13 protein-coding genes are annotated in these 15,603 nt (G+C 70.2%); 3 read left to right on the top strand and 10 right to left on the bottom strand.

The window, feature by feature from the left end; genetic code table 11:
• Positions 1–43: 43 nt before the first annotated feature.
• From RGI145_RS12225 to RGI145_RS12215, 3 genes are all read right to left on the bottom strand, one after another.
• Positions 44–466 carry a response regulator gene (locus tag RGI145_RS12225; protein ID WP_075798567.1) on the bottom strand — a complete coding sequence of 141 codons (423 nt, stop codon included), beginning with the start codon at positions 464–466 and terminating at the stop codon, positions 44–46.
• A gap of 231 nt (positions 467–697) precedes the next feature.
• Positions 698–1,558: a YoaK family protein gene (locus RGI145_RS12220; RefSeq protein ID WP_418314479.1), complete on the bottom strand. Its 861-nt coding sequence runs from the start codon at positions 1,556–1,558 to the stop codon at positions 698–700.
• A 151-nt stretch (positions 1,559–1,709) separates the two neighbouring features.
• Positions 1,710–1,985, bottom strand: coding sequence for a hypothetical protein (locus RGI145_RS12215; RefSeq protein ID WP_156878506.1), 276 nt, complete (start codon positions 1,983–1,985; stop codon positions 1,710–1,712).
• Between the two features lie 269 nt (positions 1,986–2,254).
• Between RGI145_RS12215 and RGI145_RS12210 the strand changes: the two genes are divergently transcribed.
• The 3 genes from RGI145_RS12210 (at position 2,255) to RGI145_RS12200 (ending at position 5,628) form a co-directional block, all read left to right on the top strand.
• Complete coding sequence (locus RGI145_RS12210; RefSeq protein ID WP_075798564.1) at positions 2,255–4,579, top strand: molybdopterin guanine dinucleotide-containing S/N-oxide reductase; 2,325 nt, start codon at positions 2,255–2,257, stop codon at positions 4,577–4,579.
• A 209-nt stretch (positions 4,580–4,788) separates the two neighbouring features.
• Entirely contained in the window at positions 4,789–5,001 is a 213-nt protein-coding gene (locus tag RGI145_RS12205) for a hypothetical protein (protein WP_156878505.1), read from the top strand.
• A 426-nt stretch (positions 5,002–5,427) separates the two neighbouring features.
• Complete coding sequence (locus RGI145_RS12200; RefSeq protein WP_075798563.1) at positions 5,428–5,628, top strand: hypothetical protein; 201 nt, start codon at positions 5,428–5,430, stop codon at positions 5,626–5,628.
• Positions 5,629–5,647: 19 nt separating this feature from the next.
• Here the strand turns inward: RGI145_RS12200 and RGI145_RS12195 are convergent, their stop codons facing one another.
• From RGI145_RS12195 to dnaA, 7 genes are all read right to left on the bottom strand, one after another.
• Positions 5,648–6,817 (bottom strand): hypothetical protein, encoded by a 1,170-nt coding sequence (locus tag RGI145_RS12195; RefSeq protein WP_075798562.1) that lies wholly within the window; start codon positions 6,815–6,817, stop codon positions 5,648–5,650.
• 138 nt (positions 6,818–6,955) lie between these two features.
• Positions 6,956–7,987: a TAXI family TRAP transporter solute-binding subunit gene (locus RGI145_RS12190; protein WP_075798561.1), complete on the bottom strand. Its 1,032-nt coding sequence runs from the start codon at positions 7,985–7,987 to the stop codon at positions 6,956–6,958.
• A 37-nt stretch (positions 7,988–8,024) separates the two neighbouring features.
• Positions 8,025–8,366 carry a hypothetical protein gene (locus RGI145_RS12185; RefSeq protein WP_156878504.1) on the bottom strand — a complete coding sequence of 114 codons (342 nt, stop codon included), beginning with the start codon at positions 8,364–8,366 and terminating at the stop codon, positions 8,025–8,027.
• Between the two features lie 323 nt (positions 8,367–8,689).
• Positions 8,690–11,170, bottom strand: coding sequence for a DNA topoisomerase (ATP-hydrolyzing) subunit B (gyrB, locus tag RGI145_RS12180; RefSeq protein ID WP_075798559.1), 2,481 nt, complete (start codon positions 11,168–11,170; stop codon positions 8,690–8,692).
• A 151-nt stretch (positions 11,171–11,321) separates the two neighbouring features.
• Positions 11,322–12,476, bottom strand: coding sequence for a DNA replication/repair protein RecF (recF, locus tag RGI145_RS12175; RefSeq protein ID WP_075798558.1), 1,155 nt, complete (start codon positions 12,474–12,476; stop codon positions 11,322–11,324).
• Between the two features lie 186 nt (positions 12,477–12,662).
• Positions 12,663–13,802, bottom strand: coding sequence for a DNA polymerase III subunit beta (dnaN, locus tag RGI145_RS12170; RefSeq protein WP_075798557.1), 1,140 nt, complete (start codon positions 13,800–13,802; stop codon positions 12,663–12,665).
• Positions 13,803–13,967: 165 nt separating this feature from the next.
• A complete protein-coding gene (gene dnaA, locus RGI145_RS12165; RefSeq protein WP_156878652.1) occupies positions 13,968–15,437 on the bottom strand; it encodes a chromosomal replication initiator protein DnaA in 1,470 nt (489 codons plus the stop codon).
• Between the last annotated feature and the right edge of the window lie 166 nt (positions 15,438–15,603).

Genomic DNA, 15,603 nt, shown 5'->3' with positions numbered 1-15,603 from the left:
ACGCGACACCGCCGGGCGCTGAAAGGCGGCGGGACGGCGGGCCTCAGCCCTCCCGTATGAGCTCCCGCACGGTTTCGGCGAGCGAGGACATGGTCAGGGGCTTCGACAGGGCGCGATCCCGGTTGCCGAAGCGCCGGTTCTCATAGACCCAGGGCCGGCCGGTGATGAACACGACCGGCAGGTCCGGGAAGCGCTGGCGCAGCATGGCCGCGACGTCGAAGCCGTCCTGCGGCATGCCGAGGTTGATGTCGGTCAGTAGCAGGCGGCAGCGTTCCGGCCCGGCGCAGGCGCCCAGCGCTTCGGCGGGGCTGCGGGCCTCCCGCACCGTCCAGCCCTCATCCTCCATCACGGAAGCGAGTGTCGCCCGCACCAGATCGTCGTCGTCCACGATCAGCACGTCATAGACGGCATTCTCCGTGCGGTCCTGTCCGATGGGGCTGAGTGCGTTCACGTGGGGAAGCTGCATGGATTTCGGGCGAAGGGACCATGAAGGGAAGGGATAGGGACGCGGTCGCGGGCCGTGGAAAGGTCCGGGCGGCTGCATGGGAGCCGGATGGCCCGCCCGGCTGCCCGTCATGGCATCGGGAGGGGGGAGGTTGCTCCGGATAACGTCATATGAGGGACCCCAGCCGCTACCGGCACAAAAGGTTGCATGCGAAACGTCGTGTGTCTACCTGGGATTGTATTCCGGTGTGCCCTAGCCCTGCCCCGGAAGGCCATGCCGGGCCGCCGCGGTCACATCCGGGGCCGGCTGGACCACCGCGCTGGCCAGCAGGAGCAGCAGGACCGAAAGCGGAAGGAAGGCGACCAGCCCGATATGGCTGAAGCCCAGCGCGCCCAGCACCCCGCCGACGAAGAAGCAGCCGAGGAAGCTGGACAGCAGGCGCAGCTTGGCGCGGTCGGCCCGGACATGCGGGGCGTTCGCCTCGGTCACATGGATGTTCCAGTAGAAGAGCTTGCCGAGCTCGATCCCGATATCGGTCACGATGCCGGTCATGTGGGTGGTGCGGATCCGCGCGCCGGAGATCTTGGTGATGGTGGCGTTCTGCAAACCCATCAGGAAGCAGAGCAGCGGCACCAGCACCGCGACGGCGATGCCGGGCGGAAGATGCTCCCCCAGCAGTCCCAGGCCCGCCACCAGCAGGGCCTCCAGGAGCAGGGGCAGCGCATACTGGCTGCGCGCATGGTGCCGGCGACACCAGTTGATGAGGATGGCCGAGCAGGCGGCGCCGGCCAGGAAGGAACACAGGGCCGCCAGCCCGGCGAGGAGCAGGGCCCAGGCCCCCGCCGCGGCGCCATCCGCCATGGCCGAGACAATGCCCGACATGTGGGAGGTGTACTGCCCCACGATCATGAAGCCGCCGGCATTGATGGCCCCGGCGATGAAGGCCAGGGTCAGGCCGAACTGGACCTCGTTCGGCTCCGACCGGAACAGCATCCTCCAGCCGTTCTGCACCGGCCAGAAGGTGTTCGGACGGTTCCAGGAACCCGGCTGCAATGCCTCATCTCCCGACATCACGGGCTCCCCGGCGAGATGGTCCAGGCGTCCCCTGCCCATGCCGTCATTGCGCCCATGCCGCATTCTGCGCGTACGGAGCCGGCCTGTCGCGCCCAAAGAGGCGCTTCCAGTCCCGCGCCGGGCGCAGGGGCCAAGCGAAGGACCGAGCGCAAGGGAAGGCTCCGGGATGCGCGACGGGTGCCCGCCTGCCTCAAATCTCGGCGTGGGGCATCGTCGCTCCGGGGGCCTGGCCGCGCCCGCCGGGCGCATCCGCGCTGCGCCGGCGGGGTGACCCGGCCTCCAGCGCGGCGGCGAGGTCGCTCAGGGCGTCAAGAGCCTGCTCGGCCTTGTTGCGCCAGAAGAAGTTGGTGGCGAGGGCAGGGTGGCCGAGCAACTGCTCCTCCACCAATTTGGCCAGGACACGGGCGCGATGGACCGCCTCCTGGTGTCCGGGGACGGGGGTGAACTCCTCCTGCTCTGCCTTCATACCGGTTCGCTCCCTGTTCGAAACCACGAAGATAGGGAGGGTCGCCATCGCCGGGGATAGGTGATCCGCGCCGCCGGCCCCCCATCTCCGGCGGATGTGATGGGTGGGCACCCAGGCCCGCCGGCCGGAACGTGTCCCGGAGAGCATGGAACGGCCGCCATGCCACTCTTGCGATGGACCCGCGGCGCATCCGGCGCCACAAGGACGGACGGATTGCATGTCGCTCCGGAAGCCTCCTCCGGCCGCCACGACATCACGAAAGGATGCCCATGACGGACGCCGCCGAACTGCCGCCGGTCAGCCTCGCCGGGGACGGCTTCCAGCCGCATACCTCCCACTGGGGCGTCTTCTCGGCGCGAATGCGCGACGGCACTCTGGATGTCCGCCCCTATGCGGGCGATCCCGACCCGAACGGCATCATCGGCAACTTCCCCGCCGCGCTGCGCCACCGCGCCCGCATCGCCCAGCCCATGATCCGCCGTGGCTGGCTGGAGCGTGGCCCCGGCCCCGATGACCGGCGCGGGCGGGACGAGTTCGTGCCCGTGTCCTGGGACGAGGTGCTGGACCGGCTGGGCGCCGAGCTGGGCCGCGTCCGCGACACCCATGGGCCGGGGGCGGTCTTCGGCGGCTCCTATGGCTGGGCCAGCGCCGGGCGCTTCCATCACGCGCAGAGCCAGGTCCACCGCTTCCTGAACATCGCCATGGGCGGCTATGTGCGCTCGGTGAACACCTACAGCTCCGGCGCGGCCAGCGTGATCGTGCCGCATGTGCTGGGCAGCTACGACGACCTCACCCGCCGCAACGTCACCTGGGAGCAGATCGCCGAGCACACCGAGGCAGTGATCGCCTTCGGCGGCATGGCGCTCAAGAACAGCATGGTGGCGGGCGGTAGCATCAGCCAGCATGTCGAGCGCGGCGCCATGGCCCGCGCCCGTGCCCGGGGTTGCGACTTCCTGCTGGTCGGGCCGCTGCGCAGCGACCTGCCGCCGGAGGCCGGCGCCGAATGGATCGCCAACATCCCCGGCAGCGACACGGCGCTGATGCTGGCGCTGGTGCATACGCTGGTGGCGGAGGGGCTGCACGACCGCGCCTTCCTCGACCGCCACACCGAGGGCTGGCCGGTCTTCGAGCGCTACCTGATGGGCGAGGCGGATGGCCAGCCCAAGGATGCTGACTGGGCCGCGCCGATCGCCGGCCGGCCTGCCGAGGAGATCCGCGCCCTGGCCCGCCGCCTGCACGGGAAGCGCGTGCTGGTGGTGGTGGCCCATTCCCTGCAACGCGCCGAGCATGGCGAGCAGCCCGTCTGGATGGGCGCCGTGCTGGCGGCGGCGCTCGGGCAGATCGGGCTGCCGGGCGGCGGCTACGGCTACGCGCTGGGTGCCATCGGCTATTACGGCCGCCGCAACAGCGCGGTGCCGCTGCCGACGCTGGCGCAGGGGCGCAACCGCGTCGCCGACTACATCCCGGTGGCGCGTATCTCCGACATGCTGCTGAACCCGGGCGGGACCTACCGCTACAATGGGCAGACGCGAACCTATCCGGATATCCGCCTCGTCTACTGGGCGGGCGGCAACCCCTTCCACCACCACCAGGACCTAAACCGCCTGCGCCGCGCCTTCGCCCGGGTGGACACGCTGGTGGTGCACGAGCTGGCCTGGACCGCCACGGCGCGGCACGCGGACATCGTCCTGCCCTGCACCATGACGCTAGAGCGCGAGGATATCGGTGCCAGCTCCAACGACCCGCTGATGGTGGCCATGCACCGCGTGGCCGAGCCCTTCGGCGAGGCGAGGGACGACTACGCCATCTTCGCCGGCCTGGCGGAGCGCCTGGGCCGGGGCGCGGAATTCACCGAGGGCCGCGATGCCCGGCAGTGGCTGGAGCACCTCTACGAGCGCACCCGCAAGGGACTGGAGGAGAAAGGGCTGCCGGCGCCGGATTTCGCGCGCTTCTGGGAGGCGGGCAGCCTGACCCTGCCGCAGGAGGAGGATGACGGCGGCGAACTGCGCCGCTTCCGCGAGGACCCGGTGGCGAACCCGTTGCCCACCCCTTCGGGTCGCATCGAGGTTTTCTCCGGCACCATCGCCTCCTATGGCGAGGCCGATTGCCCCGGCCACCCCGCCTGGCTGCCGCCCGAGGACGCGCCTCGTCCCGGAGCCCCGCTCTTCCTGGTGTCGAACCAGCCCGCGACGCGGCTGCACAGCCAGCTCGACTTCGGCGATCACAGCGCCGGAGCCAAGCATCGCGGCCGCGAGGTAGCGCGGATGCACCCGGCGGATGCGGCGGCGCGCGGCATCGCGGAGGGCGACATCGTCCGCCTCTTCAACGCGCGCGGCGCCTGCCTCGCGGCGGTGACGGTGACGGAGGATGTGCGGCAGGGCGTGGTGCAGCTTCCCACCGGCGCCTGGTACGACCCGGCCGATCCGGAGGAGGAGGCGCCGCTCTGCGTTCATGGCAATCCCAACGTGCTGACGCGGGATGTCGGGACCTCCTCCCTGGCGCAGGGCTGCACCGGCCAGCTTACCACGGTCGAGGTGGAGCGCTTCACGGGCAACCTGCCGCCGGTCCGCGCCTTCGACCCGCCCGGCGGCTGAAGGACGCACCGGCGCCCCCCCGGCCACGGGCCAGGGAAGGGCGCGCCGATCCCGGTGGCCTTCCCCATCATCCGGTTCCGAAATGAAAAGCGGATGGCCGGGTTCACCGATACTTGTCTGCTCTGTGGCCATGCTTTGCCAATATTTGCCATCTTCGCGGCGTTCCATGTCCGGACAACCCGGAAGAACGGGTGGACATGAGGTAGTACATGCTGCTGCGTAACAAGCGTCGTCTGTTCGGGGTTCTGGCCCTCGTGCTGCTGGCGGGGAGCCTGTCAGCCTGTGGCTGCGGCCCTCTTGGCCTCAACTGGTGCGGCGGCTACGGCGGCCCCGGCGGCGGGCCTGGCTGGGGCGGGCACCATGGTGGTCCCCCTGGCGGCCCCGGCGGTCCTGGCCCCGGTGGTCCCGGCGGCTGGCGCTGAGCTCTTCGCGGCCTGTGACAGCGGCGGCGGTTCCGGCCAGGAGCCGTCGCTGCCCCGGCTGCGACCGGACGTCATCCATCCCGATGAGAGCCGCCGATCCCCCTGTGTCCGGCGTCACTGACGGGCCGCGCCATGCCAGCCCAGAACGCCAGGGACAATGGACGCGGCACGCCAAGGCCGGCCCGGTTGTCTTCATCCGCCTTCGGTATGTCACCGGGGGGTAACGCAAGGCCTGCATGGCCGAACGGCTGCCATGCAGCAAAAGCCTTAGTTGATTGGGGGAAAGGAGCCCCATTTCCGCGCCATGGATACGATTCCGCTTGGGGACCTGTTCACGATTCTCGGTGGCCTGTTCTGCACGGCCGCCGCTGTTCTCGTGTTGCTCGCCATCCGCAGCTTCCTGAGGGAAGGGGAGGGCTGACGGCCTTGCAGGCACCCTTTCCGCAATGCGCCGCGAGGAAGGGGCTGCTGCCCTGGCAGGTCCTGCTGCTGCCGCTTCTGCTGGCCGGCTGCGGCATGCCCGGGCCGGAGGCCACCGCGGTGCCGGAAAGTGCCCCGGTCGCGGGCGCACCGCCGAAGCTGTCCGTCGGCGGCTTCATGGGGTCCAGCTACATCAACACCCGCTGACCGGACCCGGGCACCGGCGTCACGTCACGCAGGCGCCGCGCAGGTCCTTGCGCTCGGCCGCAGTCAGTTCCTCGCCCAGTTGGGCCCGCTGCAACAGCATCCGGCAACGCAGGGCCGGCGTCAGCCTCGCCTCGCGGGCGGTCATGGCACCGTCCCACACCGGCAAAGCGAGGGGCACGGGCGCCGCGATGGCCGGAACCGGCGGCGAAGCCTGGAGCGGCGCCGGGACGACAGGCCCCGCCAGAAGGATCTGCGGAATCACGGGCACCTGCGCGGGCGGTTCCGCCAGGGGCATTTCCACCATCGGTGTTTCCACAACAGGGGCTGCTTCCGCCGTGGCCAGGGCGGGCGATGGGGCTTCCACGTCCCGGGTCTCGGCAGCGGCTTCCGCCATGGCGCTCCCGGAAACCGGCGCCGGTCCGTCATCCGGTGCCGCCGCTGCGACCTGCTCACCCGGTGGGGGCGGCGGCGGGAGGGGGATGGCGGAAGGCGCCTCGATCCGGGCGATCCTTTCCAGCAGCCGCGTCTGCGCGTCCCGCAGCGCATAGAGCCGTCGCAGCAGCTCTCCCCCACTGGCGCCGCCGCGCTCCGGACTGTCCGGCGGTAACTCGATGCGGGCCAGCAGGCGCTCCATGGCGGCATCGAAGCGATCGACCCGCGCCATCAGGTCTTCCGCGCTCTCCGCATCCTCAGGCACCGGGTCCGGTCCACTCAGAAGATCGGCGTCCGGGTCCTGCGCGGTCGGGCGATCGGTCGCCGGGGCCGATGTGGCGGTCAGCAGAAGGGACTTGCGATCCACCTGGCCCAGCCGGTCGAGGATCAACTGCCGCTCCTGGCCCAGGGCTTCCAGAAGGGGGGCGGGATCGCTCTCCCGCGCGGGACCCCAGGGATCGGCCTTCCGCGACGTCATCACCACGCCGGCCAGGATGCGGTCGATCGTCAGGCCGATCTGAGCGAGGCGCTCCTGGAGCACGGTGCGCTCCTGTTCCAGCGCCGACAGGCTTTCCGGCAGGCCGGCGGACCAGGGCACGCCAGCCAGGGCCAGCTTGTCCGGAGCGGTCTGCGAAACGGCGTCCGACACCGGCCGGTCCGGCCTTGCGGCACGGGCATGTTGCCAGGGCGTCAGGGCCGCCAGGCCCAGCGAGCCACCGAAGAGGAGCAGGCTGGCCAGAGTGCCGGAAGGGCGCATGCCGTTCTTGTCCTCACCCCCGAAGCATCCGCCTGTCTCTTTTGCTGCAGTGCGGTGCAATTTTCACGATTCTAGACGATAATTGCGACCAAGGAAAGTTTCATGCGGGAAAGGTGGCGAGGGATGCCGGTGGCGTCGTCACTCTACCGGTGCGCCGGCCGGAAGGCGGGAGCGCGCTGCCTGCCGGGCACGGGGTGCCGGGGCGGCGGCGGGCGCGGCCTGTGGCGCCGGATCGAAGCGCGTCCAGCCCGGCAGCGTCGCGGCGAGGTTCACGTCGCGCCATTTCGGGTGCCGTGGCGGCTGCAGGAAGGCATCGAATTTCTGCGTGAAGGCGCGGGAGAAACGCTGCAGCCGTTCGCGCCGGATCGGGTTCTGGTGGTTGTAGCAGGCGAGGACCGCGCCCACCGCCACCGTGTCCACGCTCTCGCCCTCCGGGATCACACCGGGATAGTCCCGCGCCGTGAAGGTGGCGGGGAGATAGGCCTCCAGCAACGGGTCGGACAGCGGGATCGGCAGGAGGCGCGTGCCTTCGGGCAGGGGGGTGGAGAAGCGGGCCGGCTTGCCGGCGATGCGCACCAGCGCGTCGATCTCGCCCCGGCGCAGCAGCTCCGTGGCATCGTTCGAAGGAAGGTTCACCGTCTGCACCCGCAGGCCGAGCTGCGCGAACAGGAACTGCGCCGTCATCGCCGTGCCGGACTGGCGGCTTTCCACATTCACCCGCCGCCCGGCGAGGTCCTCCAGCCGCGCGATGCCGGGGCGGGCGAAGATGTGCACCTCCTCGTCATAGAGCTTGGCGATGTAGTTCACCTGCTGTTGCAGGCCGGAGAAGAGCCGCTGCTGCGCGGCCGCGGCCAGCACGTCCGACTGCACGAAAGCGAGGTCCACCCGGGGCAGATAGAGCAGGTCTGACAGGTTCTGCAGCGAGCCGCGCCCGACCATGGCCAGGATACGCAGCCCCTCCACCCCGTCGAGCACGTTGGAGATATCGTCGGCGAAGCGGATATAGGTTCCGTCCAGCCCGGCAGCCATGATGCCCAGGGTGTCGTCGTTGCGCAGTGGCGCGGTGGCCCCGGATGGTGGCACGAGCGGGGGCAGAGCCTGCGCGTCGGCGGCGGCCGCACGAAGGGCGAGGCCGCCGGCCAGCCCGGCCAGCAGGTTTCGGCGGTTCATGGCGCTGTGTTCCTCCTGTGGCGTGCGGCATGTGGCGTCATGGCAGCCGGCTCAGCACGCGATCGGCGGCGGGATGGCCCAGCGCCCGCGCGCGCTCGTACCATTCGCGTGCCTTGGCCGCGTCGATCAGCCCGCCGCCCCGGGCCTCGATCGTGGCCAGCATGTTCGGGTCATAGGTGGAGCCCAGGGACAGGCAGGCGGCGGCCGATTGCGGGTCGAGCGCCACGGCCCGCTGGTAGATGGCCCGGGCGCGTGACACGTCGCCGCGCAGCATCGCCTGGTCCCCGGCGCGCATCAGCGCATCGAAGGAGGCACTACTCCCGGCCCCTGGGCGGTCGGGGACGGGGCGGGGGGAGGCCTGCACGGGCAGGAGGGCCACGGACCCATCCGGGACCACCGCCGCATGGGCCGGGGATGTGGTGCCCAGGAAAAGGCCGGGCAACAGCAGCGCCAGGAAGACGGGCCGCGGCCGGACGCCCTGCTCCGGCCCTCGCTGGCAACGAGCCTCACCTTCCCGCTGGTCCATTGCATCTCCCCTGGGATGCTTATGCACGTTTTGGGAAAAGACAGGGCTAAATTTTGGAATGATCCTGCAAAAAAAGAAGACCCTCGTTCTTTGGTGGCCGGACAGAAAAAGGCCGGGCCCTGGAAGGCCCGGCCCCGCCGGTATCGGTCCGATCCTGTCCTTTGTGGCGAGAGGCGTCAGACGTCCAGGTTGGCGACCTTCAACGCATTGCCCACGATAAACTCGCGGCGCGGCTCGACCACGTCGCCCATCAGCGTCGCGAAGATCTGCCCCGCCTCGTCGGCGTCGTCGATCCTAACCCGCAGCATGGTGCGCGCCGCCGGGTCCAGCGTGGTCTTCCAGAGCTGGTCCGGGTTCATCTCGCCCAGCCCCTTGAAGCGTTGGATGGTCAGGCCCTTGCGGCCCTGCTGGAAGACACGGTCCAGCGCCGAGAGCGGCCCGTGCGAGCGCTCCTCGCGCCCCTCGAAGCGCAGGGTGACGCTGCTGCCATAGCGCCCGGCCAGGGACTCCCGCCGTTCCTCCAGCCAGAGCGCATCGGCGCCACGCAGCAGGGCGGGTTCCAGGGAATAGCGCTCTGCCACGCCACGCACGGTGCGGCCCAGCTTGAGCCCGGCCTCGTCCAGCGAGGCGGACCAGCCGCGCTCCGTCTCCAGCGACAGCTCGTTCAGCCGCCGCGCCAGGGCCTGCGCCGCCTGACCGTCATTGGCCATGGCCATGGCGCCGGCGAGCGCCGCCTGCTCGCCGATCCAGACCGGCAGGTTGCCCGAGGCGCGGCGGATGCGGCGCGAGACCTCGCGCAGCTTCTGCACCTCCTCGCGCAGTGCCTCGCCTTCCAGCACCCTGCCGTCGCTGAGCGTCATCGCCGCGTTGTGTAGCGCCTTTTCCAGCAGGTACTCTTCCAGCGCCGCATCGTCCTTGAGGTAGCGCTCCTCGTTGCCGCGCTTGGCGCGATAGAGCGGCGCCTGGGCGATGAAGAGATGCCCGCGCTCGATCAGTTCCGGCATCTGGCGGAAGAAGAAGGTCAGCAGCAGCGTGCGGATGTGGGAGCCGTCCACGTCCGCGTCGGTCATGATGCAGATCTTGCCGTAGCGCAGCTTGGCGGGGTCGAAGCCACCATTCGCCGGGTCGGGGCCGATGCCGGCGCCGAGCGCGGTGATCAGCGTGCCGATCTGTTCCGAGGACAGCATCTTGTCGAAGCGCGCACGCTCGACGTTCAGCACCTTGCCGCGCAGCGGCAGGATCGCCTGGAAGGCGCGGTCGCGGCCCTGCTTGGCGGAACCGCCGGCCGAGTCACCCTCGACGATGAAGATCTCGGCCTTGCTCGGGTCGCGCTCCTGGCAATCGGCGAGCTTGCCGGGCAGGGAGGAGATGTCGAGCACGCCCTTGCGCCGCGTCAGGTCGCGTGCCTTGCGGGCGGCCTCGCGCGCCGCGGCGGCGTCGAGGCACTTGCGGACGATCTCGTTGGCTTCCTTGGGATGCGTCTCGAACCAGTGGTCCAGCGCATCGGCGACGACCGAATGCACCACCGGCTGCACCTCGGAGGAAACCAGCTTCTCCTTGGTCTGGGAGGAGAATTTCGGGTCCGGCACCTTCACCGACAGCACGGCGGTCAGGCCCTCGCGCATGTCCTCGCCGGACAGCGCGGTCTTGTCCTTCTTCGCCGCCTGCTCCGCCACCTTGCCCAGCACCCGCGTCAGCGCCTGGCGGAAGCCCGCGAGATGCGAGCCGCCATCCCGCTGCGGGATGTTGTTGGTGAAGCAGTGCATGGTCTCGTGGAAGCTGTCGGTCCAGCGCAGCGCGAACTCGACGCGGATCGTCTTGCTCTCGCCGTTGCGCTCCACCGTCTGCTCGCCCGTCGCGGCGGCGGGGGGCGAGAAGATCGGCTTGTTGGAGCGGTCGAGATACTCGACGAAGGCGGCAAGCCCGCCCTCGTAGTAAAAGACCGTGCGGCGCGGCTCTGAACCCTCGGTCGCGCCCTCCACCGGCCGGTCGTCCCGCAGCGTGATTCGCAGGCCGGAATTGAGGAAGGCCAGTTCGCGCAGCCGCTTCTCCAGCCGCTCGTAGTCGAACTCGGTCTTCGAGAAGGTCGCGGCGCTGGGCTTGAAGGTGACCTGCGTGCCGGTGGGATGGCCGGAGGCGCCGATATCCTCCAGCGGCGCCACCGTGTCGCCATGGGCGAAGCGGATCAGATGCTCGCGCCCGTTCTTCCAGATGCGCGCCTCCATCCGCTCGGACAGGGCGTTCACCACCGCCGCGCCGACGCCGTGCAGGCCACCGGAAACCTTGTAGGAATTCTGGTTGAACTTGCCGCCGGCATGCAGCCGCGTCAGCACCACCTCGGCGGCGGAGATGCCTTCCTCGGCATGCATGTCCACGGGGATGCCGCGGCCGTCATCGGTGACGGTGACGGAGCCGTCGGCGTTGATCACCACATCGACATGGGTGGCATAACCCGCCTGGGCCTCGTCCACGGAATTGTCGACGATCTCGAAGACCATGTGGTGCAGGCCGGACCCGTCATCCGTGTCGCCGATATACATGCCCGGTCGCTTGCGGACGGCGTCCAGGCCACGCAGCACGGTGATGGAGGCACTGTCATAGGCTTCCCCGCCCTCCTGGCCGGAAGGGGACTGTTCTGGAAGCGCGGGGTCGGACATCAGGCGATGGAACCTTTCGGAAAACCGTAGTCGAATCTCCCGCCCAATATAGGGATTCCGCCGCCTCGCCGCATCGGGAATCCTCGGCTTTTCCCTTGGCAAATCTGGATTTTCCGCCATCTGCACAGGTCCCGCGCGGCGTGGGCCGAACTCAGGCGGCGCGCAGGCCCTGGTGATCGGCCAGGAAGGCCTGGGAACGGTCCTGCAGGGGCGCGAAGACCTCCGGGTCCGTGCCCGTCAGGAAGCATTGCGCCGGCAGGGCGGCCAGCGCCTCGAACAGTGCCGTGCGGCGGACCGCGTCGAGATGCGCCGCCACCTCGTCCAGCAGCAGAAGGGGGGCGAAGCCCCGGGCGGCGGCGATCAGCGCGGCATGGGCGAGGATCACGGAGACCAGCAGCGCCTTCTGTTCCCCCGTGGAGCAGATCTCGGCCGGCAGGTCGCGCGGCAGGTGTCGCATTAGCAGGTCGCAGCGATGCGGGCCTTCCGTCGCCAGCCCCGCCGCCGCGTCGCGCCCCCGGTTGGCGGCGAGGCGCTCGCGCAGCGCATCCTCCACCGCCAGGGCGGGCTGCTCCTCCAGCATCGCCGCGATCTCGCAGGACAGGGCGCAGCGGGCGGCCGGGAAGGCCCCGGCGGTGCCGCCCTCCAGCGCCGCGTTCAGCCGGGCGATCAAGGCGCGGCGGGCGGCGGCCACGGCCACGCCGTGCCGGGCCATGGCATCCTCCAGCGAGGCGATCCAGGCCGGGTCGCGCCGGGTTTCGGAGAGCAACCGGTTGCGCCCGGCCATGGCGGTCTCATAGCCCGCGACCTCGCGCGCATGGCCGGGCTCCAGCGCCCAGACCAGGCGGTCGAGGAAACGTCGGCGGCCAGAGGCGCCTTCCTGGAAGAGCCGGTCCATCTGCGGCGTCAGCCAGACCGCGGCGACCAGTGCGCCGAGCTCGGCCTGGGAGCGCACCGGCCCGTCGTTCAGGCGCAGCACGCGCTTGTCCATCGGCCCTTCCGGCGGCGTGCCGGTGCCGAGGTCGAAGGGGCCGTGCGGTGCCTCGAAACGGCCGCTGACGGCCCAGGGGAGGGGCCCCTCCGCTGTGCGGCGGCAGAAGTCGAGGTTGCGCGCCCCCCGCAACCCCCGCCCGGGGCCCAGCAGGCTGATCGCTTCCAACAGGTTGGTCTTGCCGGTGCCGTTCTCCCCCGCCACCACCACCAGCGGCGATTCCAGGCGCAGATCCGTCGCGGCATGGCTGCGGAAATCCCGCAGCATCAGCCGTGTCAGGCGCAGGCCGGGCGGGGCATTCTGGAAGGGAAGGGTCAAGCGGGTCCCGGAGGCTTCCTAAGGGCGGCGCCACGCCCCCCGGGGCCGGACCGGCCTGTCTCCCCGGGCGGGGAAGGGAGGTGGGTTCCGGCGGGAGCGGGCCGCCGCATCGCCATCACAGATGGCGATGCGGCGGCGCCCGGACAATCCGTGCCAGTGGCCGCGCGAGAGGCAGGGAAGGGCGGGTCAGACCCGCATCGGCATCAGCACGTAGAGGGCGCTGGCCTTGTCCTCGTCCTGCACGATGGTGGGGGCGGAACCATCCGAGAAGCGGAACACCACCTGGCCCTGCACCTGGTCGGTGATGTCCTTCAGGTAGCGGGCCTGGAAGCCGATCTCCAGCGGCGTGGAGGCGTAGCTGACGGCATCCGCATCCAGCTCCTCGCGTGCCTGCCCCTGCTCGGGGGAGGAGGCGGTGAGGACGAGCTGGTTCTTGCCCAGTGCCAGCTTCACCGGGCGCGAACGCTCGGAGGAGATCGCCGCCACCCGGTCCACCGCCTGGGCGAAGAGGGCGCGATCGACCTTGAGCTCCTTGTCGTTGCCCTTGGGAATGACGCGCTCGTATTCCGGGAAGGTGCCGTCGATCAGCTTCGAGGTCAGCGTCACCGGGCCCAGGCGGAACTGGATCTTGGTGTCGGAAAGCCGCACCTCGACCGTCGCCTCCTCGCCCGAGGCTTCGTCGGCCAGCTTGCGCACCTCGCCCACCGTCTTGCGCGGCACGATCACCCCCGGCATGCCCGAGGCCCCCTCGGGAAGCGGCGCCTCGACACGGGCGAGGCGGTGCCCGTCGGTCGCCACGGCGCGGAGCACCTTGCCGTCCTCGCCCTCCGCGACATGCAGGTAGATGCCATTCAGGTAGTAGCGCGTCTCCTCGGTGGAGATGGCGAAGCGGGTGCGGTCCACCAGCTCGCGCAGCGTCGCGGCCGGCAGGACGAAGCGGTGCGGCAGTTTGCCCTCCGTCATCGCCGGGAAGTCCTCGACCGGCAGCACCATCAGCGAGGTCACGTAGCGCCCGGCGCGCAGGCCCAGCGGCGCGTCGCCGCCCGCCTGGTCGAACTCCACCTTCAGCCCGTCGCCCAGCTTGCGCGCGATCTCGTAGAGCGTCGCCGCCGGGGCGGTGCAACGGCCCGGCTGCGTCACCTCCACGCCGGCGGTGATCTCCTCCACCACCGCGATCTCCATGTCCGTGGCGGTCAGCGTCAGCCGGCCTTCCGCAGCCTCCAACAGGACATTGGCCAGGATGGGGATGGTGTTGCGACGCTCGACGACGCTCTGGACATGCGCGAGCGCCTTCAGCAGCACCGCCCGGTCCACCGTGAACTTCATCGGCGCCTATCCTCGAAGCTGTTGGGGGTCCCGGAGCCAGGGACCCTGTGTTGACAAGGGGACATTCCTATCACCCCGCCCAAACCCGGGGAAGCGGGGCCACCGGCCGCATTTCAGCACGGAAAAGCAGATAGGAAGGTGCCGAAGCCGGAGACCGGCCGGAGATCAGGTCTCCAGCATCCGCCGCAGCAGCTCGACATCCTCGGCGAAGCCGGCATCCTGCTGCATCAGCTCCTGTACCTTGGCCACCGCGTGCATGACCGTGGTGTGGTCGCGGTTGCCGAACTTGCGCCCGATCTCGGGCAGCGAGCGCGAGGTGAGCTGCTTGGCCAGGTACATCGCCACCTGCCGCGGCCGGGCCACGTTGCGGGCGCGGCGGGCCGAGGACATGTCGGCGAGGCGCATGTTGTAGTGCTCGGCGACGCGCTTCTGGATCTCCTCGATCGTCACGCGGCGATCATGGGCGCGCAGGATGTCGTGCAGGACCTCCTGGCAGCTTTCCAGCGTCACCGGGCGGCCGAACAGGCCGGAATGGGCGATCAGCCGGTTCAGCGCGCCCTCCAGCTCCCGCACGTTGGAGGTGATCTTGTGCGCGAGGTATTCCAGCACCCGCGCCGGCACGGGGATGCCCGCCACCTGCGCCTTGGCCTCCAGGATCGAGATGCGCAGCTCGTAGGTGGTGGCATGGATATCGGCCACCATGCCGCAGCCGAGCCGCGTGCGCAGCCGGTCCTCCAGCCCCGACAGGTCGGAGGGCGACTTGTCGGCGGAAACCACGATCTGCTTGCCGGCATCCACCAGCGCGTTGAAGGTGTGGAAGAACTCCTCCTGCGTGTTGTCCTTGCCGATCAGGAACTGCAGGTCGTCGATCATCAGCACGTCGACGGAACGGAGGCTCTCCTTGAACTCCATCGTGCTCTGCGAGCGCAGCGCCGCGATGAAGCGGTACATGAACTTCTCGGCGGACATATAGGCCACCGAGCGGTCGAGGCCCGGCTCGCGCAGCGCCCAGGCGATCGAGTGCATCAGATGCGTCTTGCCCAGCCCGACGCCGCCATAGAGGAAGAGCGGGTTGAAGCCCGGGCTCGCCGGCTTCTCCGCCACGCGGCGGGCGCAGGCATAGGCGAACTCGTTCGGCTTGCCGACCACGAAGCTGTCGAAGGTGAAGCGCGGATCGAGCGGTGCCGCCCAGTCATTCCGTGGATCGGCATTCCGGGGATCGGCATTGCGGGCGTCGGCAGCACGGGCCTCGGCCGGGCGCGCCTGCTCGGGCAGGGCGCGCGGCACGGCCTCGCCATCCACCGGCGCGCCATCGGACGCCGAGGCCGGCGCCACGCGGATATCCACCCGGCGCACGCCCAGGTTCTCGGCCTGCCAGAGCGCGCGCAGCCTGTCCCCGTACTGGCTGCGCAGCCAGTCGCGCAGGAAGCGCGAAGGCACCTGCACCACCGCTTCCTCGCCCTCGATGGCCGCCAGCGTCATCTGGCGCATCCAGGTGCGGTACTCGATCTCGCCGATTTCCTCGCGCAGGCGGCCGCGGATGCGCGCCCAGGCCTCGGTGACGTTGGCGGAATCCAGACCGGTGCCGGAGAGGGCGGGAGAGGTGCTGCCGAGGTCTTCCTGCTGCATGAGCATCCGCATCCTCTCTCCGAACCGCGGCTCGCGCCGCTCTCCCTCGACCGGCCGACAGGGCCGGACATTCTGGCCTGACCCCGGCCGGACCCGCCACCCCCGGAAGGGGGTGGAGCACCTCGCGCGGAGCCCACCGACCGGGGTGGGAGGGGCACAACAGCGCGAAGCT

Source organism: Roseomonas gilardii (assembly GCF_001941945.1).
Classification (GTDB): Bacteria; Pseudomonadota; Alphaproteobacteria; order Acetobacterales; family Acetobacteraceae; genus Roseomonas.
The sequence above is the reverse complement of the archived record's forward strand: the minus strand, read 5'-3'. Positions and strand labels throughout refer to the sequence as shown.

Bases quoted from the DNA above. Each gene is read 5' to 3' on its own strand.
- RGI145_RS12225 (WP_075798567.1), bottom strand. From the start codon at position 466: ATGCAGCTTCCCCACGTGAACGCACTCAGCCCCATCGGACAGGACCGC.
- RGI145_RS12220 (WP_418314479.1), bottom strand. From the start codon at position 1,558: ATGGGCAGGGGACGCCTGGACCATCTCGCCGGGGAGCCCGTGATGTCG.
- RGI145_RS12215 (WP_156878506.1), bottom strand. From the start codon at position 1,985: ATGAAGGCAGAGCAGGAGGAGTTCACCCCCGTCCCCGGACACCAGGAG.
- RGI145_RS12210 (WP_075798564.1), top strand. From the start codon at position 2,255: ATGACGGACGCCGCCGAACTGCCGCCGGTCAGCCTCGCCGGGGACGGC.
- RGI145_RS12205 (WP_156878505.1), top strand. From the start codon at position 4,789: ATGCTGCTGCGTAACAAGCGTCGTCTGTTCGGGGTTCTGGCCCTCGTG.
- RGI145_RS12195 (WP_075798562.1), bottom strand. From the start codon at position 6,817: ATGCGCCCTTCCGGCACTCTGGCCAGCCTGCTCCTCTTCGGTGGCTCG.
- RGI145_RS12190 (WP_075798561.1), bottom strand. From the start codon at position 7,987: ATGAACCGCCGAAACCTGCTGGCCGGGCTGGCCGGCGGCCTCGCCCTT.
- gyrB (WP_075798559.1), bottom strand. From the start codon at position 11,170: ATGTCCGACCCCGCGCTTCCAGAACAGTCCCCTTCCGGCCAGGAGGGC.
- dnaN (WP_075798557.1), bottom strand. From the start codon at position 13,802: ATGAAGTTCACGGTGGACCGGGCGGTGCTGCTGAAGGCGCTCGCGCAT.
- dnaA (WP_156878652.1), bottom strand. From the start codon at position 15,437: ATGCTCATGCAGCAGGAAGACCTCGGCAGCACCTCTCCCGCCCTCTCC.